Below are 25,848 nucleotides of genomic sequence, written 5' to 3' on the forward strand. Positions count from 1 at the left end.
GGAGCAATCATGGCACTGACTATTTCCTACCCCGCGCTTTTGCCCGTTTCGGAGCGCCGCGAAGACATTATGGCCGCAATTGCCGCCAACCAGGTGACGATCATCGCGGGCGAAACCGGTTCCGGCAAGACCACCCAAATCCCCAAGATGTGCCTGGAACTCGGGCTGGCGGAGAAGGGCCTGATCGGGCACACCCAACCGCGCCGGCTCGCCGCCCGCACGGTGGCGGAGCGCATTGCCGAGGAGCTCGACGTCGAACTGGGCGCCGAGGTGGGTTACCAGGTGCGCTTCACCGGCGAGACCAGCCGGCAGACCAAGGTCAAGCTGATGACCGACGGCATCCTGCTGGCCGAGATCCAGCATGACCGCAAGCTGAAGAAATACAGCACCATCATCATTGATGAGGCCCACGAGCGCAGCCTGAACATCGACTTCATCCTGGGCTACCTGCGCCGGCTGCTGCCGGAACGGCCGGACCTGAAGGTCATCATCACCTCGGCCACCATTGATCCGGAACGCTTCGCCGGGCACTTCGCCGCGGACGGCAAACCCGCCCCCATTATCGAGGTGTCCGGGCGCACGTTCCCGGTGGAAATCCGCTACCGCCCGCTGAACCAGCCGGCCAACGGCGGATCGGACGACGAAGAGATCGATGATGAGCTGGAGGAAGACCGCGATCCGGTGGACGCGGTCTGCGACGCCGTGGAGGAACTCTCCCGCGAAGCTCCCGGGGACATCCTGATCTTCTTCTCCGGCGAGCGCGAAATCCGTGACGCCGCCGATGCCCTGCGCTCCTCCGTGCAGCGGGTGCCCCGCCTGGCCAACACTGAAATCCTGCCCCTGTACGCCAGGCTTTCCCTGGCAGACCAGCACAAGGTCTTCCACCCCGGCAAGCACCGGCGCATCATCCTGGCCACCAACGTTGCCGAGACGTCGCTGACCGTGCCGGGCATCAAGTATGTCATCGACACCGGCACTGCCCGCATCTCCCGCTACTCGCACCGCACCAAGGTTCAGCGTCTGCCGATCGAGCGCATCTCCCAGGCCTCCGCCAATCAGCGCTCCGGCCGCTGCGGCCGCGTCTCCGACGGCATCGCCATCCGCCTCTACTCCCAGGAGGATTTCGAGTCCCGTCCTGAATTCACGGATCCCGAGATCCTGCGCACCAACCTTGCCGCCGTCATCCTGCAGATGGCCGCCATGGGCGTGGCCAAGGGGCCCAAGGACGTGGCGGATTTCCCGTTTGTCCAGCCCCCGGATTCCAAGGCCATCAACGACGGCGCCACTCTGCTGAAGGAACTCGGCGCCCTGCAGCCGGCCGGCGGCATCACCCCGGTGGGCCGCAAGCTCTCCCAACTGCCGGTTGACCCGCGGCTGGGCCGGATGATCGTGGAGGCCGGCGCACGAGGCTGCGCCAAGGAAGTCATGGTGCTCACCGCCGCACTGACCATCCAGGATCCGCGTGAGCGTCCCTCGAAGGACGACGCCGCCCGCGCCCAAAAGGCCGCAGAGCTGCACAAACGCTTCGTGGACGAAAACTCGGACTTCACCGGCTACCTGAACCTGTGGCGCTACGTGCAGGAGAAGCAGAAGGAACTCTCGTCGTCGGCTTTCCGCCGGATGTGTAAAAACGAGTTCCTGAACTATCTGCGCATCCGCGAGTGGCAGGACCTGTTTACCCAGCTGCGCCAGATCGCCAAGCCGCTGGGCATCACCCTCTCCCCCGGCCCGGTGGACCCGGTGGCCCACGACAAAGAAATCCATATGAGCCTGCTGGCCGGCCTGCTCAGCCACATCGGCCTCTATGACCAGCGCAAACGGGAGTACTCCGGCGCCCGCGGCACACGCTTTGCGGTCTTCCCGGGATCGGCCCTGTTCAAGAAGACACCGGACTGGGTGATGGCCGCCGAGCTGGTGGAAACTTCCCGGCTGTGGGCCCGTGTGGCCGCCAAGTTTGACCCGCTGTGGGTGGAGGAAGTGGCTCCCCATCTGATCAAGCGTTCCTACAGTGAACCGCACTGGTCCAAGAGCCGCGGCTCCGTCATGGCTTATGAAAAGGTGACCCTCTACGGTGTCCCCGTCATCCCCCAGCGCAGCATCAACTATGGCCGCGTGGATCCGGAACTCTCCCGGGAGATGTTTATCCGCCATGCCCTGGTGGAAGGTGACTGGCGCACTCACCACAAATTCTTCCACCGCAACCAGGCACTGCTGGCCGAAGTGGAAGAACTGGAAAACCGCGTCCGGCGCCGCGGCCTGCGCGTGGATGACGAGACACTGTTCGAGTTCTATGACGAGCGCGTGGGCAAGGATGTGGTCTCCGAGCGGCACTTCGACAAGTGGTGGAAGAGCGCCCGCCACGAGAACCCGGCACTCCTGGACTTCGACCCTGATGCGCTGCGCACCGACGACGCTTCCGGACTGGACGAAAACGACTTCCCCAAGAGCTTCCGCTACGGCGACTTTGATCTGCCGCTGTCCTACGAGTTCTCCCCCGGCATTGCCGGAGCCGGCGACGGCGTCAGCGTTGAGGTCCCCGTACTGTTCCTGAACCAGCTGGACCCTGAGCCGTTCAAGTGGCAGATCCCCGGGCTGCGCGCCGAGCTCATCACAGCGCTGATCAAGTCCCTGCCCAAGGCAATCCGGAAGAACTTCATCCCGGCACCGGATGTGGCGCGTGCGGCTGCGGCCGCCCTGGCCGCTGACTTCGATCCAGCGCAGGACGCGCTGGAGCCCTCCTTGGAACTGGCGCTGCGCCGGCTCAAGGGCCACATCATTCCGCCCGGCTCCTGGAACTGGGATGCGGTGCCCGAACACCTGCGCATGAGCTTCACCGTGGTGGACGGCTCCGGCAAGGTCCTGGACGAAGGAAAGGACCTGGCCGCACTGCAGGAATCCCTTGCCCCCGCCACCCGTCGGGCCATTGCCGATTCCCTTGGCGCCACGCCCAAAACCGTCACTCCCAAGGCGGCCGGCAAGCGCGGAGGCAAGCCTTCCGGTCCGGCTGGAACCGCCGGGGCAGGGCAGCCGGGGGGTGCGGCGTCGTCGGGCCCCTCAATGGCCGAACAGACCGGGCTGACCGAGTGGAGTGTCGGCACCATCGACAAGCAGGTACAGCGGCTCGTGGCCGGGCACATGGTCACCGGCTACCCCGCACTGGTGGATGAAGGAAAAACCGCCGGGCTGCGCATGTTCCAAAGTGCCGGCGAACAGTCAGTGGCGATGCGCGGCGGTGTGATCCGGCTGCTGGTGCTGCGGGTTCCCAGCCCGGCGAAATACGTGCTGGAACACCTGAGCAATGCCGAGAAACTGACGTTCAGCCAGAATCCGCACGGATCGGTGGCTGCCCTGATCGAGGACTGCACCCTGGCCGCCGTGGACAAGCTGACGCCGGAAGCGCTGCCGTGGACCCGCACAGAGTTTGATGAACTCTACGAAAAGGTCCGCGCCGAGCTGATCGACACCGTCTTCACGGTGACGGCCACGGTGGAGAAAATCCTGTCCAGCACCCGCCGGATCACCAAGGCGCTCAAGGGAACGCAGTCCCTGGCGCTCATCAGCGCCCTGAATGACATCCGCGCGCAGCTGGATTCCCTGGTGTACCCGGGGTTTGTGGCGCGCACCGGCTACGCGCAGCTCACGCACCTCCCCCGTTATCTGGCAGGCATTGAGCGGCGGCTGGAGAAACTGCCCACCAATGTGCAGCGTGACGCCCAGCAGATGGCAGTGGTCCAGGCGCTGGAGGACGACTACGACGACGCCGTTGCGGCGCTGCTGCCCGGCGCAGGGACGCCCCCTGCACTGACCGAAGTCCGCTGGATGATCGAGGAACTGCGGATCAGCTTCTTCGCACAGGAACTGGGAACCGTGCGGTCAGTATCGGAAAAGAGGATCCGCACGGCCCTGAACGCGGCTCTGGCTCCGTCTTAGGCCGCAGATCCTTCCGCTTTGGGCAATCGCTGCCAGTTTGGGAAATCCCTGCCGGTCCGCACCGGCAGCAAATGCTCAAAGTGGTTGCGGAATCCCAAACCGGTTGCGGAATCCCCAACCCGGTTGCCAGGCAGCAGAAAGGGGCGGGTTTCCCCGCCCCTGAGCCGATCTGAGCTGCCCGCTACGCCTCCGGCACGAACTCCCCGTGTCCGGCAGCCCGCAGCGCCCCGCGGAGCTTCTGGGCGTTGGCGTCCATGCGTTCCGGGTCGGGATTGGACTCGGCCCTGCTGAAGTCGAAGTCCTGCAGGGAGTTCGTGGGCCAGACATGCAGGTGAAGGTGATCAATCTCGAACCCGGCAATGCTCAGTCCGGCCCGCTCCGAGCCGAAGGCGGCAATCTGCGCCTGCCCAATAACCTGTGCCACGGCAGTGAGTTTCTGCACCAGATCAGCCGGGGCGTCCGTCCACTTGTCGACCTCGAGCCGCGGCACCACCAGAGTGTGTCCGTCGGTGAGCGGACCGATGCTGAGGAACGCCACCACATCCTCGTCCTTCCAGACAAAGCGGCCGGGAATCTCGCCGTTGATGATCTTGGTGAACAGGGTGGGCATGGGTGCTCCTTGCGGGGACTGGGAGGTGGATGGCGGGGTTGCGGCGCCGCTTGATACATCGGATGGCTGCCTGTTGGCAGGCACCTTCAAGCGCAGGGGCGGCGGAACGGGACGGCCGGTAATCATGCCTAGACGCTATCGCTTTTTGACCGCCCCCGGCCATTCGCCCGCCTGTGTTCCCAGGGCAATCGGGGATCCTTTGGTGGAGGACCACTGGGACCAGGACCCGGGATAAAGGGCCGCCCGGTAGCCGGCCAGCTCCAGGGCCACGACATCGTGGGCAGCACTGACACCGGACCCGCAGTACACGGCCACGGGATCGCCTTTTCGAACACCCAGTGCCTCGTACGCTGTCCGCAGCTCCTCCGGCGGGCGGAAGGTGCCATCCTCGGCAAGGTTCCCCGCGGAGGGAGCATTCACGGCTCCGGGAATATGCCCGGCCCGTGGATCCACCGGCTCGCGGTCTCCGCGGTAGCGTTCCTTTGCCCTCGCATCGATCAGGCGCCCGCTTGCCACAACTGCCGGGACGTTCCACATTTCCACCACCGGCATACGGCCCCAAGAGAGCTCGACGTTCCCGGGCTCGGGCACCACAGGTCCGCCCTGCAAAGCGAAACCGGCGCGGTGCCAGGCGACGACGCCGCCGTCGAGCAGGTAGACGGAGTCCAGCCCGGCGTGGCGCAGCAGCCACCAGGCGCGCGCTGCGGACGTGCCGCTGACGGCGTCGTACACCACCACGGTGTCCCCGGGATTGATGCCCCAGCCGCGGACCGTGCGGTGAAAGTCTTCCGGCGCGGGCAGCGGATGCCGGCCCGCGGAACCGTTCCCCGCCGGAGCGGCCAGTTCCTTTTCCAGGTCCACGTAGACAGCGCCCGGAATGTGCCCGCGCTCGTACTGCTTGCGCCCGTCGGTGTGTCCCAGCGCCCACCTCACGTCCAGCAGCACCACCGGCTCACCGCTGGCCAGGAGTTCCTGCAGGGACTGAACGCTGATGACCGGCCCGCTCATACCTCGACCGACTCTCCGGGGGACAGATGCCGGTACACGGTTCCGTACAGTTCGCCGAAACGGGTCACATGGCTCTCGGCGATCCCCAGGCCGCGCTCATTCAACAGGGCGTCGTGGATGGGGTAGGCACGCTCAGCCCCGGAAGCGATGACAAAGTCGATGACCTCCCCCACCTTGGACCACGGAGCATGAATGGGGACCAGCAGGGTCTTCACCGTCAGCCCGTTCGGAATCACGAAGGAATCCCCCGGGTGATAAAGGGTGCCGTCAATCAGGTAGCCGACGTTCGCCACCAGGGGCACCAGCGGATGGATGAGGGCGTGCTGTCCGCCGAAGGACCGTACCTCAAAGCCCGCTGCCGAAAAAGCACTGTTGGGTTCGACGTCGATGATCCGGTCATCAGCGCCGTTGCCGTTCGCGGCTGATGCCGACCGCAGCTCTGCGGCCAGGGCTGCCGGCGCGTGAAGCACCAGCTCCGTGTTCGCGGCCAGCACGGCCAGAACACGGTCCCGGTCCAGGTGATCGGCGTGTTCGTGGGTAATCAGGACCGCTGAAGCGCCGTCCAGGGCTTCCTCCACTTCGGAGAAGGACCCGGGATCCAAGACGAGGACGTTGCCGTCACGCTCCAGACGCACGCAGGAATGGGTGTACTTGGTCAGATTCATAGGGTCACAGTACCCCTGCGCACCTGCCCTTGGCCGGACAATTCCCCGTGACCCGCGGGTCCGGGCGCAGGCCCGGTGCGATAATCTGGAAGTTGCGCCGGCGGAGCCGGCTGCGGAGAGTCCATGTTGGGCTTGTCCCCCGGGGCCTTCAGGCACCGCCACCACTGTTCCAAGGAGGAGCATGTCATCCGAGACGTCCCGCCCAGTGAAGCGGCAACCGGAGCAGCGGGTCACCCGCCAGCGGCTCGCCGTCGGGCGGACCCTGGATGAGCTGGATGATTTCGTCAGCACCCAGGAGCTCTACCGGCTGCTGCACGAGCGCGGAGACAGCGTCTCCCTGGCCACCACCTACCGCATCCTGCAGTCAATGGCGGAAGAGAACCAGGTGGATGTCCTCCGCACCGGCGACGGCGAAGCGCTCTACCGCCGCTGCGCCGTCGAGCACCACCACCATCACCTGGTGTGCCGCAACTGCGGCAAGGCTGTGGAAGTGGAGGCGCCCGCCGTGGAAGCCTGGGCTTCCGGGCTCGGGGCCCAGTACGGGTTCACAGACGTGGCCCACACGGTGGAGATCTTCGGCCTCTGCCCGGACTGCAGCGCCTAGGGCGGGCTACGCCCGGACTGTTGCGCCCGCCTGTGCCCGTCCCTTTGTCCGCATCCGCTTTATCAGCCGGCAGACCAGGTAGATCAGGAATGAGATGGTGGTGATGTAAGGGCTGATCGAGATCCGCCCGCCCAAGGCCAGCAGAATTCCGCCCACTGCCGAGGTCACGGCAAACGCGACACTGAGCAGCACGACGAGCCGCGGGGAGGATGTCACCAGCAGCGCGGCGGCCGACGGCGTGATCAGCAGCGAAAGCACCAGCAGCGCACCCACCACCTGGATGGACAGGGCCACCGAGAGCCCCAGCAGAATCATGAAGACAATGGACAAAACGCGCACGGGAACACCGCGGGCTTCTGCCAGTTCCGGGTCCGCGCTGGCAAAGGTCAGGGGCCGCCAGATCAGGACGAGTCCGGCTATGACGACGACGGCGGTGCCGGCCAGCAGGTTCAGCTGCACGGTGTCGACGGCAACGATTTGCCCGGTGAGCAGGCCGAACTTATTGGCCGAACGGCCCTCATAGAGGCCCAGGAACAGGATGCCCAGGCCCAGGCCGAAGGGCATGATCACTCCGGTCACGGAGTTCCGGTCGCGTGCCCTGAGCCCCATCACGGCGAGCAGCACTGCTGCGGCCACGGAGCCTGCCAGGGATCCGATCACCACGTTGGCGCCGATCAGCAGGGCAAAGGCTGCGCCGGCGAAGGACAGTTCGGCGATGCCGTGCACTGCAAAGGCGAGGTCCCGCATTAGGACAAAGGTGCCGATCAGGCCGCCTACCAGTCCAAGAATGGCTGCCGCCCAAATGGAGTTGGCCACCAGGGGCAGCAGCTGCCCGTAGTCGCTGAAGTCAAAGATGGCGGAGAAGTAATCACGCAAGTCCATGGTCATCCTCGCTCTCGCCGTGGACATGGGTGGTCGCATCGGGGATGCCGAGGACCACGATGCGGCCGTGGCTGCGCAGCACCTCCACCCGGCTTCCGTACATTTCCGAGAGCACGTCCGAGCGCAGCACCTCAGACGGCGTTCCGGTCCGGAAGGTGCCGCCGGCCAGGTACAGCACCCGGTCCACGTAATCAATGACGGGGTTGATCTCGTGGGTCACGAACACCACGGCCGAACCCTGTTCATGACAGCGCCGGTCAATCAGTGAGCTGATGGCCTGCTGGTGGTGCAGGTCAAGGGACAGCAGGGGTTCGTCGCACAGCAGGAGGTCGGGATCGGTAGCCAGTGCCTGCGCGGCCCGCAGCCGCTGGACTTCGCCGCCGGAGAGCAGGCCCACCGGTTCATTGGCATAACGCGTGGCACCGACCTGTTCCAGGAGTTCATCCACCCGCCGCCGGACCGGTGCGCGCTTTAGCCGAAGCCCCCATTTGTTGCCGTCGACGCCGAGTCCCACGAGGTCGCGCGCCCGCAGCGGCGTCCCTGGGCCGAAGGCCTTCTGCTGGGGAATATAACCGATGTCGGCGCTGCCCCGCTGGGCCGGTTTTCCGTTGATCTCCACGGTTCCCCTGCTCAGCTGCTGCAGACCCAGCAGGACTTTCAGGAAGCTGGTCTTGCCGGAACCGTTGGGGCCCAGCACCGTAAGGAATTCACCGGGTTTGATGTCCAGGTCCAGGCCGTCCCAAAGAGTGCGCTGCCCGTAGGTCAAGCCGGCGTTCCGGAGCCGGACAACGGGACCGGTCACCGCAGCACGTCATCAATTGAGGTCACGTTCGCGCGCATCCAGCCAAGGTAGTCCTGGCCTTCGGGCAGGGTCTCGGAGAAGTCCAGCACGGGTACGCCTGCGTCTTCCGCCGCGGCACGGACAGTCTCGGTCTGCGCCGTGGAGGTTTGGGTGTTGTAGGCCAGGAAGGCCACGTCACCGGAGCGCAGCAGATCCTGCATTTGTTTCAGAACCGCCGGCGGGACGTCTGACCCTTCCTCGACGGCTGAGGTGAAGTCTGCGGGCGTCACGTTGTGCAGGCCGGCAGCTTCAAACAGGTATTCAGGAACAGGTTCCGTTACCGCCACATCCCTGCCGCCGGCCGCGGTTTTGTCTTCGGCCAGGTCAGCCGTGAGCTCTTCGACGCCGCTGTTGAAGGTTGCGGCATTGTCCCGGTAGGAGGAGGCATGGTCCGGGTCCAGGGTGGCCAGGCGTTCTGCGGCCGCTTCGGCGAGCAGCCCCATCGCTTCGGGGCTGTACCAGACGTGTTCGTTGAAGGATCCGTGGGAGTGTCCGCCGTGATCGTCGGCGTGATCGTCGGCGTGATCGTCGGCGTGCGAGGGGTCGTCGTCGTGCGTTTCCCCGTCAGCTTCCCCCAGCCCTGAGATCTCCACGGCGTTGAGGACGTCCGCACTGTCGATGCCGGAATCGACAACCAGCGTTTCCATGAAGGTGTCGTAACCCCCGCCGTTCAGGACCACCACGTCAGCCTCTGAGACGGCCAGCTTGTCCCGTGCCGTCGCTTCATAGGAGTGCGGGTCCTGGCTGGGGCGGTCGATGATCGAAGTGACGCTGACACGGTCCCCGCCCACGGTCTCCATGATGTTCCCGTAGACATTGGTGGAAGCCACCACCTCAAGCGCACCGTCGCCTCCCCCGGCGGAGGAACCGGAGCCAGAGTCACCGGTGCAGCCGGAGAGAGCCAGGGCTCCCCCGGCCAGGAAGATGCAGGCAAGACGGACGGAGGGTCGTTGCATAAGTTTTTGTTTCCCTGTCGAGCGGAAGTGCTTGGAGATGGAGGGGAGTTCCGCGGGGGAACTCCCCCAGCATAACGTAAACGCGAATCATTCGCATCTGGAAATGCGCGTTACGAGCCGGAGCTACTCGGAATAGCTTTCCCCGGACCGCCGGAATCCCTGGGCCTGCGTTGCGTCTCGGATCTCGCCCACCAGCTGCTCGATAATGTCCTCCAGGAAGAGCACTCCGCGGGTCTGGTTGTCCGGACCGAGTACGCGGGCCAGATGGGATCCGGTGCGCTGCATGGTGGCCAAGGCATCTTCAATCCCGTCCTCCAGCCGCAGGTTCGCCAGGGTCCGCACCTTGTTTTCGGTCAGCGGGCGGTCATAGGCATCCAGCGGCATGGCCATTATGTCCTTCAGATGCATATACCCGGTCAGGTTTCCGTGGTCATCCATCAGCACGAACCGGGAGAAGCCCGTGCGCCCCACGGCTTTCTCGAACTCCGCCGGTGTGGTGTCGGTGCTCAGCGTCACAAGCTCGTCCAGCGGCACCATCACTGTTCCGGCGGACTGCCCGGAGAACTCCAGTGCTCCTGAAATCACGCCCGAATCATCGGCTACCAGCCCGTGCTTCGTGGACTCCTCCACAATGGACTGCATTTCCTCCAGTGTGAAAGCCGAGGCCACCTCATCTTTGGGGGTAATGCCCATGACACGCAGCGCGTGGTTCGCCAGCCAGTTCAAACTGGAAATGACAGGCCGCACCAGCCGGGAGATAAAGACCAGCGGAGGTGCCAGAAGCAGCGCCGCCCGGTCCGCCACGGACACGGAAATATTCTTCGGCACCATTTCGCCGAAGGTCACGTGCAGGAAGGTCACGATCAGCAATGCCACCAGGAACCCGGCGCCGTCGGCGAATTCCACCGGCAGCCCAAGGGCTTCCAGCGGAGCCGCCAGCAGATGGTGGATCGCCGGTTCGGCCACGGAGAGAATGAGCAGCGAACACACCGTGATGCCAAGCTGCGCGCAGGCCAGCATCAGGGATACGTGTTCCATGGCCCAGAGCGTGGTCTTTGCCCGTTTGGACCCAGCTTCGGCCAACGGTTCAATCTGGCTGCGGCGCGCGGACATAACGGCAAACTCGCCGCCCACAAAAAAGGCGTTGCCGATCAACAGCACCACCAGCCAGAAGATGCCCATCAGGTCGCTCATCGCCGATCCCCCTTGCCGGCAGCATCCTTTGTCGGAGCATAAGCTCCGGCTGCGCTCTTCGTTTCCGGCTTTTTCGAAGCCGCGGGCGCGCTTTCGTCGACAGCGGACGCATCGTCGTCGTCGTACCGGGGAATGAAACTGACCCGGTCAATGCGCCGGCCGTCCATGCGTTCAACTTCCAGGAGTCCGCCCTCAACGCTGACGCGGTCACCGGCGGCTGCGATGCGGCCCAGCTCGGCCATAATGTAGCCGCCCACCGTTTCGTAGCCGGCTTCATCAGGAATGTTCAGCAGCGGCACGAGCCTGGAGACTTCATCAGGACGCATGATGCCCGGGAAGTACCAGGCACCGGCGGCACTCTGCAGCACGCCCGGCTTGATCTTGTCGTGTTCGTCGGACACTTCGCCGACGATTTCCTCCACCAGGTCCTCGAGGGTCGCTACGCCGGCTGTTCCGCCCCACTCATCGAGGACGACGGCGAGTTGCAGGTTCGCGCCCCGCAGCTCCGAGAGCAGGCTGTCCAGGTGCACCGTCTCGGGCACCCGGAGGACCTCACTCATGATGGCCCCGGCCGGCAGGTCCGCCCGCCGGCTGCGGGGCACAGCCACTGCCTTTTTCACGTGGACCACTCCCCTGATGTCATCCGGGGAATCACCCAGGACGGGAAAGCGTGAATATCCGGTGCGGCGTGCAGCTTCAATGACATCCGCTACGGACTGCTCGGAATCGATGGTCTCCAGCCTGATCCGGGGCGTCATGACATCTGCGGCCGTCCGCTCCGCGAAGGAAAACGTCCGGGACAGAAAATTTGCCGTGCCCTGGTCCAGGGTGCCCATCTCGGCCGACCGCCGGACCATGGAGGAAAGTTCGGCGGGGGTGCGCGCTCCGCTCACTTCCTCCTTGGCTTCCAGCCCGAACAGGTTCAGGACCTTGTTGGAGAAGCCGTTGAGCACCAGGATGGCGGGCTTGAACACCACGGTGAACGCCAGCTGCGGCCGGGCGAGGGCGCGCCCCACCCGGAACGGCAGCGAGATGGACATGTTCTTGGGGATCAGCTCTCCCAGAAGCATGGACAGGAACGTCGCCAGGATCATGGCCGCCACCACGGACACGGAATCCACGGCAACCGGCGGCAGGCCAAGAGCGGACAGCGGGGTTTTCAACAGGCGGCCCACTGACGGCTCCATCACAAATCCGGTCAGCAGCGTGGTGAGGGTAATTCCCAGCTGGCAGCTGGAGAGCTGGGTGGAGAGGGAGGTCAGGCAGCGCAGGAGCGGCTCGGCACCCTTGTCGCCGTTTTCCACGGCCCGCCGGACCGTGGGCTGGTCCAGGGCCACCAGAGAGAACTCAACAGCCACAAAAAAGCCGGTGCCGAGAATCAGCACCAGGCCAAAGAAGAGATATAACCATTCCATTTAGGCTCCCACCGCCGGATTGTGAAGCGCTGCGCGGCTTATCAGGGGAAGCGCGGAAGGAAGTACCGCGGGAAAGTGCCCGCTGCGGGCGGCAGGCGGAGGGTGATCGGCCGAAGCCGGTCTGGAAGGCTCCGATGCGGCGCCGGGGGTGCGGGGTGAATGGGTGCGGGCGTGGCCGGCTCTGTGCGTGCGGTCCGCAGAAGCTGCGGAACCGGACGCAGGCCGGCGCCTAGAGAAACTGTCCATGAGATTTTCAGTTTACAGGTTTGGCATTTGGGCGCCACCGGTAAAACGGAACGGCCGCACGCGCCCCTGGAAGCTTGCGCGCGGGAAGCCCCGCTGCATGACGGATGTCAAACAGAATTGGCCAGTTGTCCCGCAATGTCACTAGACTGGCATGAAGTCTCGGTCACTGCGCACCGGCCGGGCCGCACCAGTGAGCTTTGAGGCTTCTTGCCCTCAGACATGGTGCCAATCAGGGCAAAAGGCAACTCATGGAAGAGGCGTATTAACAGTGCCAGACCAATCCAACCACCGGCTGCCGGAAGAATTCGGCGGCAACGAGTGGCTTGTCGATGAACTCTACGAGCAGTACCTCAAGGACAAGAACTCGGTTGACAAGAAGTGGTGGAGCATTTTCGACTCCTTTAAGAACGAGGAGGCCCAGGCCTCCGGTTCGAGCACTTCCAACGGAAACGGATCGGCAGTCCCCAGCGAACTTGGCGCCAATCCCACAACGCGCCAGCTTCCGGTAGTGCAGGCCGAATCCGCCAAGCCGAAGGCTTCCGGCGAGTCCCCCGCCTCCACCCAGCAGTCCGGCAAGCCTCCGGTTGCCAAGGAATCCGCAGCGTCCAACTCTGCTGCCAAGGATTCCAAGCCGGCCGCCGGCAAGGGTGAAGCAGCCGAGAACAAGGCAGCTGACAGCAAGACCCCGCCGATTCCGGCCCAGCTGCCCAAGACCCAGCCCAACAGCAAGCCCTCCGAAGAGGACAAGGTCAACGTCCTGCGCGGTCCGGCCAAGGCCATCGCCACCAACATGGACCTGAGCCTGAGCGTCCCCACGGCAACCACTGTGCGTGCCGTGCCCGCAAAGCTGCTGATCGACAACCGCATTGTCATTAACAGCCATCTGGAGCGCGCCCGCGGCGGCAAGGTCTCCTTCACCCACCTCCTCGGCTACGCAATCATCCGCGCCGCCGCCCAGTTCCCGTCCCAGAACGTGTACTACGACGTCGTGGACGGCAAGCCTGTTGCTGTGCAGCCCGCGCATGTGAACTTCGGGCTGGCCATCGACATGCCGAAGCCGGACGGCTCCCGCCTGCTCGTCGTGCCGAACATCAAGAAGGCCGAAACACTGAACTTCTCGGAGTTCTGGCAGGCGTATGAAGACCTCGTGAAGAAGGCCCGCAACGGCAAGCTCACGGCGGACGATTACAAGGGCACCACCATCTCGCTGACCAACCCGGGCGGCATTGGAACGGTGCACTCCGTCCCCCGCCTGTCCAAGGGCCAGGCCTGCATCATCGGCGCCGGCGCCCTGGACTACCCGGCTGAGTTCCAGGGTTCCAACGAGAAGATCCTGGCCCAAAATGCCATCTCCAAGATCATCACCCTGACCTCCACCTATGACCACCGCGTGATCCAGGGTGCCGGCAGCGGCGAATTCCTGCGGATCATCCACCAGCTGCTCCTCGGCGAGCAGGGTTTCTACGACGAGATTTTCGAATCCCTGCGGATCCCTTACGAGCCCGTGCGCTGGAGCCCCGACATCCAGGTCAACCCGGACGAGCAGATCAACAAGGTTGCGCGCATCCAGCAGCTGATCCACGCTTACCGCGTCCGCGGCCACCTGATGGCCGACACGAACCCGCTGGAGTACGTCCAGCGCCGCCACGCGGACCTGGACATCCTCAACCACGGCCTGACCCTCTGGGACCTGGACCGGGAATGGCCCACCGGCGGCTTCGGCGGCAAGCCCATGCTCAAGCTGCGCAAGATCCTCGGCGTGCTCCGGGATGCGTACTGCCGCACCGCCGGAATCGAATACATGCACATCCAGGATCCGGTGGAACGCGAGTGGTTCCAGGATCGCCTGGAAACCAAGTACAGCAAGCCGACGCGCGAAGAACAGCTGCGCATCCTGGGCAAGCTCAATGCCGCTGAAGCCTTTGAGACGTTCCTGCAGACGAAGTTCGTCGGGCAGAAGCGCTTCTCCCTGGAAGGCGGCGAGTCCCTGATTCCGCTGCTGGACGCCGTGATCTCCGGTGCCGCCGACGACGGACTTGAAGAAGTCGGCATCGGCATGGCCCACCGCGGCCGCCTGAACGTCCTGACCAACATCGCGGGCAAGACCTACGCCCAGGTCTTCCGCGAATTCGAAGGCACCCAGGACCCGCGCAGCGTCCAGGGTTCCGGTGACGTGAAGTACCACCTCGGCACCGAAGGCACCTTCACCTCGGACAACGGCAACCAGACGAAGGTGTACCTGGCCGCCAACCCGTCCCACCTCGAAGCCGGGGATTCCGTACTCGAAGGAATCGTGCGGGCCAAGCAGGACCGCCTGGACCAGGGAGACGAGTTCCCTGTCCTGCCGATCCTCATCCACGGAGACGCCGCTTTCGCCGGCCAGGGCGTGGTGGCGGAGACCCTCAACCTTTCGCAGCTCCGGGGCTACCGCACCGGCGGAACCATCCACGTTGTGGTCAACAACCAGGTGGGCTTCACCACCTCGCCCACGTCGTCGCGCTCTTCGGTGTACTCCACCGACGTTGCCAAGATGGTGCAGGCTCCGATCTTCCACGTGAACGGCGATGACCCGGAGCAGGTTGTGCGCATTGCGCAACTGGCCTACGACTACCGCCAGCGGTTCCACAAGGACGTTGTCATCGACATGGTCTGCTACCGCCGCCGCGGCCACAACGAAGGCGACGATCCTTCGATGACACAGCCGATGATGTACAGCCTGATCGAGGCCAAGCGCTCGGTGCGCAAGCTCTACACCGAGTCCCTCATCGGACGCGGCGACATCAGCCAGGAAGAGGCCGAACAGGCACTGCGCGACTACCAGGGCCGCCTTGAGCGGGTCTTCGCTGAGACGCACGCTGCCCAGACCTCTCCCCTGCCGGTCATCACCAAGGACACCGAAGCCGTCTCCGATCTGGAGCGCCCGGCGTCCCAGCAGGAAGGCAGCACCATTGTGTCCCCGGCGTCCACGGCCATTTCCGCCGAGGTCCTGGCACACATCGGCAAGGCCCACGTAGCGGTGCCCGAAGGCTTCACGGTGCACCCGAAACTGAAGGCACTGCTGGAAAAGCGCGAGCAGATGTCCCGCGAAGGCGGCATCGACTGGGGCTTCGCTGAAATCGCAGCCTTTGGCTCCTTGGTCATGGAAGGCGTCCCCGTACGCCTCGCAGGCCAGGATTCCCGCCGCGGCACCTTCACCCAGCGCCATGCAGTTTTCCACGACCGGGCAACCGGTGCGGAATGGATGCCGCTGGCAGAGCTGGATCCGAACCAGGCCAAGCTGTGGATCTACGACTCGCTGCTGTCGGAATTCGCCGCCATGGGCTTCGAATACGGATACTCCGTGGAGCGCCCGGATGCCCTCGTTCTGTGGGAAGCGCAGTTTGGCGACTTCGTCAACGGCGCCCAGACCATCATCGACGAGTTCATCTCCTCGGCGGAGCAGAAGTGGGGCCAGCGTTCCTCGCTGGTGCTGATGCTTCCGCACGGCTACGAAGGCCAGGGTCCGGACCACTCCTCGGCCCGCATCGAGCGCTTCCTGCAGATGTGCGCCGAGGACAACATGATCGTGGCGAACCCCACCACGGGTGCTTCCCACTTCCACCTGCTGCGCCGCCAGGCCTACAGCCGGCCGCGGAAGCCGCTGATCATCTTCACGCCGAAGCAGCTGCTGCGCCTGAAGGCTGCGGCAACGTCGGTGGAAGACTTCACTTCGGGTTCGTTCCAGCCGGTCATCCCGGAGCACGCAGAGCTGGACGCGAACGCCGTCGACCGCGTGCTGCTGGTCTCCGGCCGCCTGTACTACGATCTGCTGGCCAACCGGCAGAAGACAGGTGACGAAAAGACAGCTATTGTCCGTGTCGAGCAGCTTTATCCGCTGCCCGTTGCGGAGATCCAGGCAGCTGTCGCCAAGTACCCGAACGCTGACATCGTTTGGGCACAGGACGAGCCCGCCAACCAGGGTCCGTGGCCGTTCATCGGCCTGAACCTGCCGGCACAGCTGGACCGCCCGCTGCGCCTGGTGTCGCGTCCGGCGTCCGCTTCCACCGCCACCGGCTCAGCCAAGCGGCACGCCGTGGAGCAGGACATTCTCGTCAAGAAGGCCTTCGAGCGTCAGTAGGCTAAGTTGGGGTGGGGCGCCGCGGCGCCCCACCCCGTTTTTTTGTGACCGGAGAAGGTGACTAGTGGAACAACGCAAAATCAGGCTTGCAGCCGTCGGCGACGAGCTGCTGGCCGGGCACGGCGACCCTCGCGCCCTGGGCTGGCTGGGCCGCGTTTTGGCCCGCACCACCCCCGAAAACGTGAGCGTACAGGCGTATACCCTTGCAGCACCCCAGGAGGGAACCGAATCGCTGGCGAACCGCTGGCTTCAGGAGGCCGGCCGCCGGTTTGACGACAGGTGCGAGAACCGGCTGGTGATCGGGCTGTCCGACCGGGACCTTGACCTTGACCTGTCAACGGCGAGAAGCCGCCTCAACCTGGCCAATATCCTCGACGGGGCCGCACAAATGAGCATCAAGGTCTTTGTCGTCGGTCCCCCGCCGGGGCTCGATGCCGAACGGAACCGCCGTCTGTCGGATCTGTCTGCCGCCTTTGGTGATGTGACCACACGGCGCAAGCACGTGTACGTGGACACGCTGACTCCCCTGCTAAACCATGAACAGTGGCGCACTGACCTGGCTTCCAACGGCGGGACTCCGGGCCAGGCCGGATACGGGCTGATGGCCTGGCTGGTTCTCCACCGCGGCTGGTACCGCTGGCTGGACCTTCCGGACATGAACTGAATAGACGAAACACCTCATGAGGGCCTTCGGCGACACGCCGGAGGCCCTCTACGCATTAAGACGTATTGCCCCAAGTAGTTTTCTCCTCCATCGCTGATGCAGGCGGCGAAAAATCCCTGCAGCACCGCGCCATTCCGGCCTGCAACTGCAACTAAAGCACCTTCCTGCACAACCCTGCCGCCCTGCTTTACAGGTAACAATCAGTTAACGTCCGCTCACAGTTAGCCCAGTGGAAACAATTAGTGACTAGTCTTTCGGAACATGTGGCGGTCATCACGATCGCTTGGGGGAGCCGCCAGCGGTGGTTCCTGACGACTTCATCACAAGTTAGGACTACGAATGCGTACAAAGCGCACGGCAACTCTTGCCGCACTTTCCGTGGGGGCCCTTTTCCTGGGCGCCTGCGGCTCAGCCGGAGGCGGAGAAACCGCTGAAAGCGACAACACTGAGGACGCCAACCTCGCGTCGTCCATCTCAGTTGCCATCAGCCAGGCCCCCGATTTCTACAACGGCGGCACGTCCAAGTCCAACAGCGTGTACAACACGTACGTGGACAACTTGGTTCACAGCAACTTCTCGGAGTACAGCCCCGAGGGCGTCATTCGCAATGAAGAGTTTGGCACCTTCGAAAAGACCAGCGATGAGCCCCTGACCGTGAAGTACACGATCAATGAGGACGCCCAGTGGTCCGACGGAACGCCCATCGATTTTGACGACATCCTGATGAACTGGGCCGCCTTCTCCGGCAAGGTTCTCGACGGAGAGGCCGAGATCTTCGAGCCCTCCTCCAATAACGGCTACGAGTACCTCGCAATGCCTGAGGGCGAAGCCGGAGACAAGGAATTCACCTACGTTTTCGACCAGCCGTACGCTGACTGGGAAAACCTCATGATCGGCTCCCTCATGCCGGCCCACATTGCGGCTGAGCAGGGCGGCCTGAGCACCGACAACAACGGCGAAGCACTTGTTGCCGCCATCCAGGACAACGACCTGGCTGCGCTGAAGCCCGTTGCCGAGTTCTGGAACACCGGATGGGGCTACGCCGAAGGCCTCCCCTCCCTTCCGGACGCAGCACTCATCCCCTCCTCCGGTCCTTACGTTCTCGACAACGCAGCCGGCGGCAACCTGACGCTGACGAAGAACGAGAATTACTGGGGCGAAGAGCGCGCTGCCGCCACTGAAAGCATCGTCTTCAAGACCATCGAAGACACCGAAGCCGTGCAGGCACTGCAGAACGGCGACGTGGACATCATTGAGCCGTCCGGTCCCACCGGCGACACCAAGAGCCAGATCGAAGCCATCGGTGAGTCGGTCTCCCTGCTCACCGGTACGGGCATGACCTTCACCCACATTGACCTGGACCAGTCCGAAAACGGCGTGTTCAAGGACCTCAAGGTCCGCCAGGCGTTCTCCAAGTGCGTTCCGCGCCAGGACATCGTGGACAAGTTCGTCAAGCCGGTCGACCCGGAGGCCACCGTGCTGAACCTGCGCGACTTCCAGCAGTCGCAGCCGGAATACGACGAAGTTCTTGAAGCCGCCCCGTCCGCCAGCGAATACGATGAGGTTGACCTCGAAGGCGCCAAGGCGCTGATGGAAGAGGCCGGCAAGACCGAGCCCGTTGACGTCCGCATGCTGTTCTCGTCAGCAAGCCAGGTGCGCGCCGATATCACTGCCCTGATCAAGGATTCCTGCGACCAGGCCGGCTTCAACATCATCGCCACCCCCGACGCCGAGTGGACCAAGAAGCTCGATGAGCTCGGCTCCTGGGATGCTGCACTCTTCGGCTGGGCCGGTTCAGGTCTGGTAGCCAGCGCACAGTCGATCTACGACTCCGAGGGCGTCCAGAACTACGGCAAGTTCAAGAGCGAAAAGGTCGACGAGCTGTGGGACGAGATTGCCCGCACCACTGAAGCCGACAAGGTGCTGGAGCTGAAGAAGGAACTCGAAGAGGAACTGGCCAAGGACGTCTACAACGTCGTTCTTTACACCCAGGCCGACATTGTTGCCCACAACTCCGGCATGGAGAACGTGGAGTACAACCCCACCCAGAGCGGCGTGACATGGAACGCCTTCAAGTGGACCAAGCAGGCCTAACCAAGGCATCACGCCATAACGGTTAGAAAGCGGGATGGGCAGACCCTCGGTCTGCCCATCCCAAACTTTTGCCCCGCTACGGCTTTACGTACCACCCCCCAATAGGAGCCTTCGGTGTTCTCTTTCATCCTTAGAAGAGCGGTGACCTCGTTCTTCGTCCTTGTCGCCGCCACAGTGCTGATGTTTATCCTTGCCGTCAACTCTGGCGATCCCTTTCATGACCTGATCGAGCTCCAGAGCGCCGACCGCGAGTCGCGCATTGCCCAGCGAACGGCAGCACTGCATCTTGATCAGCCCGTCGCCGTCCGCTACCTCCTTTGGCTGCAGGAAGTGGGCCGATGCATGATCCCCGGCGGTGCCGAATGCACACTTGGGCTTAACCGTGCCGGCAGCCCCGTGATCGACCAGCTGCAGACAGCGATCGGCTCCACCTTCCGGCTCGTCGTCGTAGCTACCCTGGTGGCAATCGTTCTCGGCGTCGCCGTAGGCCTGGTCACTGCCCTTCGCCAGTACAGCACCTTCGATTACTCCATTACCTTCATTTCCTTCCTACTCTTCTCCATGCCGCTGTTCTGGCTCTCCACTCTGCTCAAGCAGTACCTGGCGATTGATCTGAACACCTGGCTGGCCGATCCACAAATGTCCTATCTGGGAATAGCGGCCGTGGGACTCATAGTGGGACTCGTTGGAGCAGTCGCTGTCGGCGGCGACAGGAACCGCCGCCTTCGTGTCTTCGCCATTGTTGCCGTTGCCACGTCGGTCACGTTCTACCTGCTGCTCATCTCCAACTGGTTCAAGACACCGGGCCTGGGCCCGATTGGCCTGTTCATTACCGCCTTTGGACTGGCCCTGGGGATTACAGCCTTGCTGGCAGGCTTCCGCCGCCGCCGGATTGTCTATGCCGCGCTCGCAACTGCGGCGGTTGGTTTCATCAGTTATCTGGTGACGCAGCCGCTCATGCAGGATCCCAACTGGGGCATCATTGCCGGCCTTGCTGTCCTCACCCTTCTCGTGTCACTGGGCATCGGCCATTTTGTCGGCGGTCCCTATGCCAAGCAGACCCGCAACCTGACCGCAGTCATCGGGCTGGCCATCGGCTTCTTCGTCTTTATTGACGCATTGCTGGGCGCCTATCCGTCACTCGCACGCAAAAACGGCGGCCGCCCGATTCCCACCACCGGTTCGTCCACCCCGAACCTGCAGGGCACCTTCTGGGAAATCAATCTGGACTACGCCCTGTACCTGGTACTGCCGACCATCGCGATCATGCTGATCTCTTTTGCCACCTATACCCGCTACACCCGAGCCAGCATGCTTGAGGTGATGAACCAGGATTACGTACGCACCGCACGGGCCAAGGGCCTGAGCGAGCGATCTGTGGTCGTCAAGCATGCCTTCCGCAATGCCATGATCCCCATCACCACCCTGATGGCGTTCGACTTCGCCGGAGTGCTGGGCGGGGCCGTCATCACCGAGGCGGTGTTCGGCTGGAGCGGAATGGGACGAATGTTCACGGACGGCCTGAATGACGTGGATCCCAACGTGATCATGGCCTTCTTCCTGGTGACCGGTGTGGCCGCGGTGACCTTCAACATGCTGGCCGACATCGCGTACGCGTTCCTCGACCCGCGCATTAGCCTGAACTGATAGGCGGAAGACATGACTGAGAAAATACCGTCCGGAACCACGGGCAGCAGCCCGGAACTGACGAGCATGACTCTGGAAAGCCAGAGAACGGATATCGCTGACGCGCCCGCAACCCGGGCCGTCACGGCGGATCCACAGATCACCGCTGCGAAAAGCCAGGGCCAGCTGGTCCGCGAACGGTTTTTCCGCCATAAGGGTGCCATTGCCGGCCTGAGCGGTCTGGTGTTCATCGTACTGCTCGCTTTCACCTCCATCGGGCTCTCCGTGGGCCCGCTGCGCATCCCCGGCTGGTGGCCGCACACGTTCTCCACGGTGATGCCGCTTGAAGACGGCGGAGCCCCCACCCTGTCCTGGACCGGGCTGGGGAACCACCCGTTCGGCCAGGACACCCTGGGCCGCGATTACTTTGCCATGACGATGCGCGGCGCACAGATCTCCCTGACCATCGCCTTCATCGTCGGAATCGTGGGCACCGTCGTGGGAACCGTCGTCGGCGCCCTCGCCGGGTATTTCCGCGGCTTCACCGAAACCGTCCTGATGCGCTTTACCGACGTCATCATCACCATCCCGCTGCTGGTGGTGGCCGCCGTGCTGGCCAGCATCGTCTCGGACTACGGCATTGTGGTGTTCGCGATCTTCCTTGGTTTGCTGACCTGGACCGGGCTGGCCCGTATCGTCCGCGGCGAATTCCTCTCCCTTCGGGAAAAGGAATTCGTCGAGGCTGCCAAGTCCGTCGGCGCCAGTTCCGGCCGCATCATCTTCAAGCACATCCTGCCCAACACCGTTGGGGTCATCATCGTGTCCGCAACGCTGGCGATCTCCGGCGCCATCCTGCTGGAGACCGCGCTGAGCTTCCTCGGCCTCGGCGTGCAGCCGCCGGATACGTCCCTGGGCAAGCTCATCAACGAGAACCGGGCGGCCATGACCACGCGCCCGTGGCTCTTCTTCTGGCCCGGCATCTTCATTGTGGCCATTGCGCTCACCGTGAACTTTATCGGCGACGGCCTCCGGGACGCGTTTGATCCCCGACAGACAAGGACAAAGCAATGAGTTCGGCACCCCTGTACAGCGACATCACATCAACAGCGGGCACGGCTCCGATCCTGGAAGTGTCCGGTCTGGGCGTCGATTTCAGCGTGGACAGTAAATGGGTGATGGCGGCGGAGGACGTTTCCTTCACCGTCTCCCCCGGCGAGATCCTGGCCATCGTGGGTGAATCAGGTTCCGGTAAGAGCATGTCGTCCATGGCGCTGCTGGGCCTCCTCCCCGGCAACGGACGTTCCAAGGGCAGCGCCAAGCTTCAGGGCAAGGAACTCATCGGGGCTCCCCAGTCCGTTCTGCGCAGGATTCGCGGCAATGACATTGCCATGATTTTCCAGGAACCCATGACGGCGCTCAACCCGGTGCTCACCGTGGGCGAACAGATCAAGGAGATCATCGAACAGCACACTGATGCTTCTCCGGCACAGGCAAAGGCACGGGCCATCGAGCTGCTGCAGATGGTGGAAATCCCCGAGCCGGAGAGGCGGTACGATTCCTATCCGCACCAGTTCTCCGGCGGTCAGCGGCAGCGGGCCATGATTGCCATCGCCATCGCCAATGACCCCATCCTGCTGGTCGCCGACGAGCCCACTACGGCCCTGGACGTAACCGTTCAGGCTGAAGTGCTGGAACTGCTCCGGAACCTCAACAAGCGCCTGAACAGTGCTGTCATGCTCATCACCCACGACATGGGCGTGGTGGCGGACCTCGCTGACAAAGTGGTTGTCATGGAGAAAGGCCGGATTGTAGAAGCGGCGCCCGTGGCTGAGCTCTTCAACAATCCGAAGGAGGAGTACACGCGCCAGTTGCTGGCAGCTGTACCGCATCTGGGCTCAATAGTCGGCGGAGTGCTGTCGGCTGTTGAGGTGGAGAATGACGGCTCGCTCCAGATCGCCGAGGCTCCCCGGGCGGTCCTCCGGGATTCCGAGGATCTGACGACGGCGGACGCCGGCGTCGTGCCTGCCCTGCAGCTGACCGGGGTATCCATTGAGTACCCCGGGCGGTTCCGCCAGCCCGCCTTCAAGGCAGTGACCGACGTTTCCTTCGTCATCAACCCCGGTGAAGTCATGGGGCTGGTTGGCGAATCCGGTTCCGGCAAGTCGACCATCGCCCGGGCCGTAACGGGGCTGCTTCCGGTCAGCGCCGGCAGCGTTGACATCAACGGCACCAACATCGCCGGCCTGTCGCCGAAACAGATGCTGCCGCTGCGCAGGAAATTTGCAATCGTGTTCCAGGATCCGGCGGCGTCGCTGAACCCGCGCATGTCCATCGGCGAATCCATCGGCGAGCCGCTGTTCCTGCATGAGAAGCTCTCGCGCAAGGACCTCGACGCCCGGGTTGAGGGCCTGCTGGACGATGTCCAGCTTCCCACCAGCTTCCGCAACCGGTATCCCCATGAGTTGTCCGGCGGACAGCGGCAGCGCGTTGGCATTGCCCGGGCCCTCTCCCTGCGGCCGTCGCTCCTGGTGGCCGATGAGCCAACGTCCGCACTGGACGTTTCGGTACAGGCCAGGGTGCTTGCCCTGCTTCAGGACCTGCAGCAGCAGTACGGTTTCGCCTGCCTGTTTGTCAGCCACGACCTGGCGGTGGTGGAGATCCTGGCAAGCCATATCGCAGTGCTGAACAAGGGCATCATGGTTGAACGGGGCTCCACCGAGCAGGTGCTGCGGTATCCGCAGGATGCATATACGCGCCGCCTGCTCGCCGCAGCACCCGTGCCTGATCCGGCTGAGCAGGCTCTTCGGCGGGAACAACGCAACGCCCTCATGGCCGCCGGCAGCTCAATCGACTAAGCAAACCTATTCCGCGGCCGGTCCGGGCCGCGGTTTAGGTTGTCGGGCTCACCTTGTGGGACACTGGAGGGCAGAACTTTCAGCAAATCGAAGGAGGCAGCTATGAGCAAGCGTGCACGCAAGCGTCGTGACCGTAAGCGCGGCGGCGCCAACCACGGTAAGCGTCCCAACACTTAAGTCTTGGACTAACCGTGTGGCCCATCGCCACTAAGAAAAGAACCCCCGGAGCCTTACGGACGCCGGGGGTTCTTTTTGGTTATAGTCGCCGGCTTGCTAGTGCTCAGCGGTCTGGATCTGGCTGATCCTCGCCAGGATGCTGGCTTTGAGTGTTTCCGGGGCGGCCTCGGTGCAGGACCGCTTCACCACGGATCGAATAACACATTCCAGGTCGTGTTCCTCGGCGCACTCGGGACAACCGTCCAGATGCTCCTTGATTTCCACAATGTCATCGTGGGACAGAGCACCGTCCAGGTATTCGTACAGCCGTTCGATGCGGGTATCCTCGCAATCACCCAGGCTTTGGCAATCGCTCATAGCGTGTTCCCCTGTTTCTTGTTCTGGCTGGCCGCGGCGGGTGCAGGTGCTGCCTTGCCGCGGATACCGCGTTCATGTGCATATTCGGCCAGCAGTTCACGGAGCATTTTACGGCCCCGGTGCAGGCGCGACATTACGGTTCCGATGGGAGTATTCATGATTTCCGAGATTTCCTTATAGGCAAATCCCTCAACATCAGAGAAATACACTGCCAAACGGAATTCTTCGGGAATGGACTGCAGGGCATTCTTCACATCGGAATCGGGAAGATGATCCAGCGCCACTGCTTCGGCGGAGCGCAGCCCGGTGGAGCTGTGTTCGGCTGCACGGGCAAGCTGCCAGTCCTCCACACCGTCGGAGTTGGCCTGCAGCGGTTCGCGCTGCCTCTTCCGGTACAGGTTGATGTAGGTGTTCGTCAGGATCCGGTAGAGCCAAGCCTTCAGGTTGGTCCCCGGCCGGTACTGGTGGAACGCCGAGAAGGCCTTTGTGTAGGCCTCCTGGACCAGGTCCTCGGCATCGGAGGGGTTGCGGGCCATGCGCATGGCCGCAGAGTAGAGCTGATCCACATACTGCATGGCATCGCGCTCAAAGCGTATCTTGCGGGCCTCTTCCGATTCGGAAGCGACATCCAGCTCGGAGTCTTCCACCTGGGGGCTGCCTTCCGGCGCATCAGTTCTCATCACTTCCCAGTCTACGGTGCGGGCTGCCGGACCCACACGCAACTGGACGGTTGCTGATGAAGCCTCCGGGTGTGCATCTGCCATCGCTAAAGTACCCGGCACGAACACTCTCCTCACTTGGGGCTGCTTTGCTTCACGGGCACCGCGGTGCCCGGCGAATCCGGTAATCCCCCGCTTCGCGAAGAATGCCGTATACCCCGCACAACGCCCGGCTGCGTCCGCTTATTCCGCAGCGGTGTTTTGGCGCCGCAGCGCGGCATAAGGTGTGCGGGACCGGTAAAAGTGCCAAACTAGGAGTATTCTGCCCGGCTATTCCGAGACGGGCAGCAACCAGGAGGTCAATATGTCGATTGTCCGTTTGCTCGCCCGCCCGCTGCTAGCCACCGGCTTTATTGCAGCCGGAGTTGACCGCCTGCGGGATACCGATCAAACCGCGCAGCAGTTGCGTCCCACCCTGGATCGTGTCGGTGCACTGGTGCCTTCGGCTGCACCCGTTACCGGCAACGCCCAGCTCGTTGCCAAGGTTCTCGGCGCCACACAGGTGGGTGCCGGTTCGCTGCTGGCTCTGGGTAAGTTCCCCCGTTTGTCCGGCCTGCTGCTGACGGGCACCGCAGTGCTGAACGCCGTCGTTGAGTACAAGAATGCTGAAACGGACACTGCCGATGAGCGCAAGGCACGCCGTGCCGCCCTGCTAAAGAACCTCTCCCTGATCGGCGCCGTCCTCCTGGTCGCCGTGGATACCAACGGCCGTCCCGGCCTGGCGTGGCGCGCCGGCCATCTTGCTGATGACACCCGCCGCAGCGTTGCCTCCCTTGGCAAGGATGCCGGCCGCAAGTCGCGGTCAGTCCAGAAGGACGCCGCCAAGCAGCTCAAGAAGGCCAACAAGACCGTCCGCACCACCGCAGCCGGCATTGTGGGTTCCTAGCT

The 25,848-nt window shown here is 63.6% G+C and carries 19 protein-coding genes; 9 read left to right on the forward strand and 10 right to left on the reverse strand.

What is annotated here, in order from left to right; translation table 11 throughout:
- Window positions 1-9: 9 nt before the first annotated feature.
- On the forward strand, window positions 10-3,930 hold the full coding sequence (hrpA, locus tag CXR03_RS00610; protein WP_104101286.1) for an ATP-dependent RNA helicase HrpA: 3,921 nt from the start codon (window positions 10-12) through the stop codon (window positions 3,928-3,930).
- A 181-nt stretch (window positions 3,931-4,111) separates the two neighbouring features.
- Here the strand turns inward: hrpA and CXR03_RS00615 are convergent, their stop codons facing one another.
- The 3 genes from CXR03_RS00615 to CXR03_RS00625 all read right to left on the reverse strand — a co-directional run bounded on the left by CXR03_RS00615 (window position 4,112) and on the right by CXR03_RS00625 (window position 6,213).
- The gene (locus CXR03_RS00615) at window positions 4,112-4,540 is read right to left on the reverse strand and encodes an HIT family protein (RefSeq protein ID WP_104101288.1); all 429 of its coding nucleotides are present in this window, start codon (window positions 4,538-4,540) and stop codon (window positions 4,112-4,114) included.
- A gap of 135 nt (window positions 4,541-4,675) precedes the next feature.
- Window positions 4,676-5,548, reverse strand: coding sequence for a sulfurtransferase (locus CXR03_RS00620; protein WP_104101289.1), 873 nt, complete (start codon window positions 5,546-5,548; stop codon window positions 4,676-4,678).
- Window positions 5,545-6,213, reverse strand: coding sequence for an MBL fold metallo-hydrolase (locus tag CXR03_RS00625; RefSeq protein ID WP_104101291.1), 669 nt, complete (start codon window positions 6,211-6,213; stop codon window positions 5,545-5,547). Before CXR03_RS00625 ends, CXR03_RS00620 begins: the two co-directional genes overlap by 4 nt.
- A gap of 181 nt (window positions 6,214-6,394) precedes the next feature.
- On the opposite strand from CXR03_RS00625, the gene CXR03_RS00630 reads away from it, so the two are divergent.
- On the forward strand, window positions 6,395-6,817 hold the full coding sequence (locus tag CXR03_RS00630) for a Fur family transcriptional regulator (RefSeq protein WP_104052489.1): 423 nt from the start codon (window positions 6,395-6,397) through the stop codon (window positions 6,815-6,817).
- Window positions 6,818-6,823: 6 nt separating this feature from the next.
- On the opposite strand, the gene CXR03_RS00635 is transcribed toward CXR03_RS00630, so the two are convergent.
- From CXR03_RS00635 to CXR03_RS00655, 5 genes are all read right to left on the reverse strand, one after another.
- Window positions 6,824-7,699, reverse strand: a complete 876-nt coding sequence (locus CXR03_RS00635; RefSeq protein WP_104101293.1) for a metal ABC transporter permease — start codon at window positions 7,697-7,699, stop codon at window positions 6,824-6,826.
- Window positions 7,686-8,501: a metal ABC transporter ATP-binding protein gene (locus CXR03_RS00640; RefSeq protein ID WP_104052491.1), complete on the reverse strand. Its 816-nt coding sequence runs from the start codon at window positions 8,499-8,501 to the stop codon at window positions 7,686-7,688. The genes CXR03_RS00635 and CXR03_RS00640 overlap by 14 nt, the downstream gene beginning before the upstream one ends.
- A complete protein-coding gene (locus CXR03_RS00645; RefSeq protein ID WP_104101295.1) occupies window positions 8,498-9,496 on the reverse strand; it encodes a metal ABC transporter solute-binding protein, Zn/Mn family in 999 nt (332 codons plus the stop codon). The genes CXR03_RS00640 and CXR03_RS00645 overlap by 4 nt, the downstream gene beginning before the upstream one ends.
- A gap of 123 nt (window positions 9,497-9,619) precedes the next feature.
- Entirely contained in the window at window positions 9,620-10,690 is a 1,071-nt protein-coding gene (locus CXR03_RS00650) for a hemolysin family protein (protein WP_104101297.1), read from the reverse strand.
- A complete protein-coding gene (locus tag CXR03_RS00655) occupies window positions 10,687-12,105 on the reverse strand; it encodes a hemolysin family protein (RefSeq protein WP_104101298.1) in 1,419 nt (472 codons plus the stop codon). The genes CXR03_RS00650 and CXR03_RS00655 overlap by 4 nt, the downstream gene beginning before the upstream one ends.
- Before the next feature lie 514 nt (window positions 12,106-12,619).
- Here CXR03_RS00655 and CXR03_RS00660 point away from each other — a divergent pair.
- The 6 genes from CXR03_RS00660 to CXR03_RS00685 all read left to right on the forward strand — a co-directional run bounded on the left by CXR03_RS00660 (window position 12,620) and on the right by CXR03_RS00685 (window position 23,707).
- Window positions 12,620-16,468, forward strand: coding sequence for a multifunctional oxoglutarate decarboxylase/oxoglutarate dehydrogenase thiamine pyrophosphate-binding subunit/dihydrolipoyllysine-residue succinyltransferase subunit (locus tag CXR03_RS00660; protein WP_104101300.1), 3,849 nt, complete (start codon window positions 12,620-12,622; stop codon window positions 16,466-16,468).
- A 64-nt stretch (window positions 16,469-16,532) separates the two neighbouring features.
- The gene (locus CXR03_RS00665) at window positions 16,533-17,132 is read left to right on the forward strand and encodes a GDSL-type esterase/lipase family protein (RefSeq protein ID WP_104052496.1); all 600 of its coding nucleotides are present in this window, start codon (window positions 16,533-16,535) and stop codon (window positions 17,130-17,132) included.
- Between the two features lie 339 nt (window positions 17,133-17,471).
- Window positions 17,472-19,226, forward strand: a complete 1,755-nt coding sequence (locus tag CXR03_RS00670; RefSeq protein ID WP_104101301.1) for an ABC transporter family substrate-binding protein — start codon at window positions 17,472-17,474, stop codon at window positions 19,224-19,226.
- Between the two features lie 114 nt (window positions 19,227-19,340).
- Entirely contained in the window at window positions 19,341-20,873 is a 1,533-nt protein-coding gene (locus tag CXR03_RS00675) for an ABC transporter permease (RefSeq protein WP_104101303.1), read from the forward strand.
- Between the two features lie 12 nt (window positions 20,874-20,885).
- Entirely contained in the window at window positions 20,886-21,923 is a 1,038-nt protein-coding gene (locus CXR03_RS00680) for an ABC transporter permease (RefSeq protein WP_258073433.1), read from the forward strand.
- Window positions 21,920-23,707 (forward strand): ABC transporter ATP-binding protein, encoded by a 1,788-nt coding sequence (locus CXR03_RS00685; protein ID WP_104101305.1) that lies wholly within the window; start codon window positions 21,920-21,922, stop codon window positions 23,705-23,707. The genes CXR03_RS00680 and CXR03_RS00685 overlap by 4 nt, the downstream gene beginning before the upstream one ends.
- Before the next feature lie 273 nt (window positions 23,708-23,980).
- Here CXR03_RS00685 and rsrA read toward each other — a convergent pair whose 3' ends face one another.
- Complete coding sequence (gene rsrA / locus CXR03_RS00690) at window positions 23,981-24,241, reverse strand: mycothiol system anti-sigma-R factor (RefSeq protein WP_104052500.1); 261 nt, start codon at window positions 24,239-24,241, stop codon at window positions 23,981-23,983.
- A complete protein-coding gene (locus CXR03_RS00695) occupies window positions 24,238-24,921 on the reverse strand; it encodes a sigma-70 family RNA polymerase sigma factor (protein ID WP_181032238.1) in 684 nt (227 codons plus the stop codon). Before CXR03_RS00695 ends, rsrA begins: the two co-directional genes overlap by 4 nt.
- Before the next feature lie 343 nt (window positions 24,922-25,264).
- Here CXR03_RS00695 and CXR03_RS00700 point away from each other — a divergent pair, with 343 nt between their 5' ends.
- Entirely contained in the window at window positions 25,265-25,846 is a 582-nt protein-coding gene (locus CXR03_RS00700) for a DoxX family protein (protein WP_104052502.1), read from the forward strand.
- Window positions 25,847-25,848: the final 2 nt, after the last annotated feature.

It is taken from the genome of Arthrobacter sp. 08Y14 (assembly GCF_002929455.1).
In the GTDB taxonomy this organism is placed as follows: Bacteria; Actinomycetota; Actinomycetes; order Actinomycetales; family Micrococcaceae; genus Arthrobacter_B; species Arthrobacter_B sunyaminii.

Bases quoted from the DNA above. Each gene is read 5' to 3' on its own strand.
- hrpA (WP_104101286.1), top strand. From the start codon at position 10: ATGGCACTGACTATTTCCTACCCCGCGCTTTTGCCCGTTTCGGAGCGC.
- CXR03_RS00615 (WP_104101288.1), bottom strand. From the start codon at position 4,540: ATGCCCACCCTGTTCACCAAGATCATCAACGGCGAGATTCCCGGCCGC.
- CXR03_RS00620 (WP_104101289.1), bottom strand. From the start codon at position 5,548: ATGAGCGGGCCGGTCATCAGCGTTCAGTCCCTGCAGGAACTCCTGGCC.
- CXR03_RS00625 (WP_104101291.1), bottom strand. From the start codon at position 6,213: ATGAATCTGACCAAGTACACCCATTCCTGCGTGCGTCTGGAGCGTGAC.
- CXR03_RS00630 (WP_104052489.1), top strand. From the start codon at position 6,395: ATGTCATCCGAGACGTCCCGCCCAGTGAAGCGGCAACCGGAGCAGCGG.
- CXR03_RS00635 (WP_104101293.1), bottom strand. From the start codon at position 7,699: ATGGACTTGCGTGATTACTTCTCCGCCATCTTTGACTTCAGCGACTAC.
- CXR03_RS00645 (WP_104101295.1), bottom strand. From the start codon at position 9,496: ATGCAACGACCCTCCGTCCGTCTTGCCTGCATCTTCCTGGCCGGGGGA.
- CXR03_RS00650 (WP_104101297.1), bottom strand. From the start codon at position 10,690: ATGAGCGACCTGATGGGCATCTTCTGGCTGGTGGTGCTGTTGATCGGC.
- CXR03_RS00655 (WP_104101298.1), bottom strand. From the start codon at position 12,105: ATGGAATGGTTATATCTCTTCTTTGGCCTGGTGCTGATTCTCGGCACC.
- CXR03_RS00670 (WP_104101301.1), top strand. From the start codon at position 17,472: ATGCGTACAAAGCGCACGGCAACTCTTGCCGCACTTTCCGTGGGGGCC.
- CXR03_RS00680 (WP_258073433.1), top strand. From the start codon at position 20,886: ATGACTGAGAAAATACCGTCCGGAACCACGGGCAGCAGCCCGGAACTG.
- CXR03_RS00685 (WP_104101305.1), top strand. From the start codon at position 21,920: ATGAGTTCGGCACCCCTGTACAGCGACATCACATCAACAGCGGGCACG.
- rsrA (WP_104052500.1), bottom strand. From the start codon at position 24,241: ATGAGCGATTGCCAAAGCCTGGGTGATTGCGAGGATACCCGCATCGAA.
- CXR03_RS00695 (WP_181032238.1), bottom strand. From the start codon at position 24,921: ATGAGAACTGATGCGCCGGAAGGCAGCCCCCAGGTGGAAGACTCCGAG.
- CXR03_RS00700 (WP_104052502.1), top strand. From the start codon at position 25,265: ATGTCGATTGTCCGTTTGCTCGCCCGCCCGCTGCTAGCCACCGGCTTT.